Here is a 3,637-nt window from a genome sequence, read left to right on the forward strand (position 1 = left end):
GGCCGCCGGCGCTGCGCCGCCATCACCGCTGGCCGCCGCCGGCGCATCGCCGCCCTCGGCCGAAGCCTCGGCCACCGTTGCCGGATCGGGAAACAGGCTGAGAAACTTTGCGGCGGTCTCGATCATCGTGCGCAGTTGCGCCAGCACCGGTCCCAGGCTGGGGGAATCCCCCATCTTGCGCTCATAAACCTCGCCGAGCGTGTAGATCTGATCCGACAGCGCCTGCAGCTCGTCGCGGCGGCTGGCCACCCCGGCGCGCAGCGCCAAAGCCACCGGCCGCGCGCCCGACGGGTCAAAGCCCGATGGCAGGGTGTTGGCCGTCGCGTCCTTCTGGCGCTCCTCGTCGGCGATGGCGATCATGATGCCACGCAATTGGCGGGCGGCTTCCTGGTTCGGCTTGATGGCACGCGCGGCAGCGGCAGTGATGGCGCCGCTCTGCACCTGGCCGTTCAGCTTCTCCTCGTCCTCGCTGGTCCATTCCATCACCGGCTCCAGCGCCATGGCCAGCATGGTCGCGGTGAATTCGGTGGTCGCCGGTGGCGGCATCGTCGCGATGCCCAAGCGCTGCAGCGGCAGCAGCATGGCGGCCGGGCGCGACAGGGCGGACAGCTCGTTCACCCGGCCGATCGCCATCTCTTCGGCCGGGCCGGGATGGAAATTGTCCCACTGATCATCGGCGATTCGGGTCACGAAGCCGATCAGCGCGGTCGTCGTGCTGATATCGCCGGCCCGAATCGCCGCCTGGATGGCAACGATCGCCGGCATCTGGTCCTTGGTGCGCGCCAGCATGTCGGTGCACTTGCGCACCACCTTCAGCAATTCCGGCGGCTTCATGCCCGAAAATTCGGCGGGGGCATCCTCGATCTCGCGGAATTCCGGATCGCCGCGCAGATCGGGCCCGCACGGCGCATCATCGCTGATCGGCGCCAGCAACTGATCAAGATCAACCACGCTCATCGGCCATTACCACCTGTGTTGCTCAACATCGGACGGGCTCCATCCCCCACCAGCATGAACGCGCCCCAGTAATAGGGATGAGATGTGTCAATATTGCTAATCATCCCCACCTGGGCCTGGCGCAGCGCGTCGCCCATCGGGCCGGAACGGCCGACGGAGAACATCTGCGAAATCAGGCGGGTGGAGGCCTCGATGGTGCGGCCATCGCGGGAGCGGAAGCTGTCGGGAATGGCCCAGTGGGTGGTGAGCACGGCGCGGGTGCCGGCCACCATGAAGGCACGCGCCAGGCCATTCAATGTCGCCGCCTGGCCCAGTTCGTTGCGGAACCCGCTCTGGTTGGTGCGCGCCGTGCTGGTGGAGGCCGCGGTGTTGCAGGCCGACAGCGCGACGAGATTGGCATCGAGCGACAGGCCGGCAATCTCTTCAAAGCTGAGCAGTCCATCGCTGTCGCCGCTGTCGGCGATCGAGGTGACCAGCGCCGGCGGGCTGTCGCATTCCAGCTCACCTTCCTTCAGGCCGTGGGTGGCAAAGTGCAGCACCGCGAAATTGCGCAGGCGGCCGCCCAGCGCCTTGGGATCATCGACCGCCATGTCGGTAAAGGCGGCGCCTTCCACCGCTTCGGCGCCCGTGCCGAACGCGGCCTGCGCGGCGGCGATCTCGGCCTGGCCCACCGGGCGCAGCGAGGCAAAGCCGGCCCGCAGCCCATCAGCCTGGGCGGCGCACTGGCCCTTGAAGGCGCCGTGGCTCGGCAGGCTGGCCAGTTCGCTGGCATTGGGCACGGCATGGTTGCCCAGCCCGATATAGGGCTGGCTGGCCCGTGACGGCGCCACGCTGCGGCTGATCAGGAAGGACCGCGGCGACACGGCGGAATCGATCCGGCGTTCGCGCACCAGGAAATGCACGCCGGTATAATCGCGGCTGTTCTTCTTCACGCTGTCGTTGAAGGCATCGACGCTGGCCTGATCATCGACCAGTACGCCGAACGGCAACTGCGTCATCGGCCCGGTTGGCTCGGTGATCAGGGTGGTCACCCCGTCGAGCGCATTGCCGGCCCCGGCAAACAGCGCCTCCTTCAGATCGTGCGCGGCGCCCACATCAAAGACCAGCACGATAGTGCGGCCATCGGCAGCGCGGGTGCCATCGATCGAATTGCGCACCTTCTGCGCCAGGCTGGTCAATTGCGCGGTATCGGCCCCGGCGCGATACAGCGCCGACCCGTCGGCGCGCACCAGCATGGCGTGGGTGCGGCCGGTAAGCGTCACCAGTTTCAGATAGGCCTCTCCCGGGCGCAGCGCCTTCTGCAGTTCGGCCAGCGTGGCGACGCTTTCGGTCGCCTGCTGATATTGCTGGTCCCCGGCCAGCTCGGCACGCACAGTGGCGGCGCGGCTGGTCAGCGTGGCCAGTTCGGCCTCCAGTGCCGGCCGTTCCGGCACATCAGCGGGCATCAGCGTCAACTTCATCGCCAGCGCCCGGCTTTCGCGATCGAGATCCTGCAGCGTCTTGGCGCGCACGGCGCCATCGCTGGTGCCGCTTTCGAAGATCTTCTGCAGCTGGGCGATCTGGCTGGCCACGGCCGGCGGGCTGACCAGCTGCGAGGCCTCGAAGAATCGCTCCTTGGCGGCGTCGGCACGCGGGCCACCGGCGGCAGCATCGGCGACGAGCAGATCGAAATAGGGGTCCAGCCCGCCCACCGACGAGGCTGTTGACGGCCCGAGCAGGCGCAGGATGTCAAAGCCCTTTTCGAACGCCGCCCGCGCCGCCGCGGCATCGCCCACCGCCAGCGCGGCGTTGGCGAGTTCGATGTTGCGTTGGCCGAGCAGCGGCGTGCCGGCATAGACTGACGAGTTCTCGAGCGCCTTCACCGACTGTTCGAACGCGACGCGGGCACCAGGCAGGTCCTTCAGCTGGCGCGCGGTGCGGCCCTGTTCGGCGGCAACGGCACTGCGCAGCCACTGCAGGCTGGAGGCGTCGAAGCCGCTGTTTTCAAAGCGGGCGAGCAGCTGGTTGGCGGTGGTCAGCGCGGCCGGCGCCTCGCTCACCCGGCCCAGGTTGCGCAGCGCCACGGCGCGGGCATAGTTGGACTGGGCAGCCAGGATGGTCGGGCCCACCCAGCTTTGATCGCGGCGGGCCAGCGCCGAGCGGGCGTTGCTGGCATTCAACTGGTTGAGCACCACCGGATCGGACAGCGGTGTTTCCGCAGCGGTTTCCACCCGGCGCGCGTCGGCTTCCAGCGCGGCATCGGCGGCGGTGAGCGCCCCCGCGAAATTGCGCTGGTTGAGCGCTTCGAGCGCGCGATAGACCATCAGCTTGCGGCGCAGGGCATCGGCGGCCCCGCCGCGCAGATTGCCCAGCAGGACGGTCGCCTGCTCAAATCCGGCCGCTGCCGCCTGATCATAACCCAGGTTAGAGGAGGCCAGCGAGGCTTCCAGTGTGAAATCGGCGCGGTCGATGGCCGAGGTCGCGGTCGGCAACTGCGCCAGATAGCGGGTGGCCAGTTCGCGGGCTTCGCCATGCTGGCCGCGCACGCTGTATTCGATGACTTCGCTGCGCCGGCTGGCGATGCCGGCACTGTCGGCCTGGCCGCCCAGCGCCGCCAGCGCCGCCGGTGCATCGGGCAGGCCTGTCAGCGCGATGGCATCGCCCGGCGCCGCAGTGGCACCCGGCGCATCGGCCACGCCGG

At 68.7% G+C, this 3,637-nt stretch carries 2 protein-coding genes; both read right to left on the reverse strand.

What is annotated here, in order from left to right; all coding sequences use genetic code 11:
* Positions 1–957, reverse strand: a 957-nt coding sequence (locus GJ693_RS14655; protein ID WP_197042232.1) for a type VI secretion system ImpA family N-terminal domain-containing protein, incomplete at its 3' end; no start/stop codon positions are given.
* Positions 954–3,637, reverse strand: a 2,684-nt coding sequence (locus GJ693_RS14660) for a CHAT domain-containing protein (RefSeq protein WP_156257006.1), incomplete at its 5' end; no start/stop codon positions are given. The genes GJ693_RS14660 and GJ693_RS14655, both read right to left, overlap by 4 nt.

This window comes from Sandarakinorhabdus oryzae, from assembly GCF_009733735.1.
Taxonomy (GTDB): Bacteria; Pseudomonadota; Alphaproteobacteria; order Sphingomonadales; family Sphingomonadaceae; genus Sandarakinorhabdus; species Sandarakinorhabdus oryzae.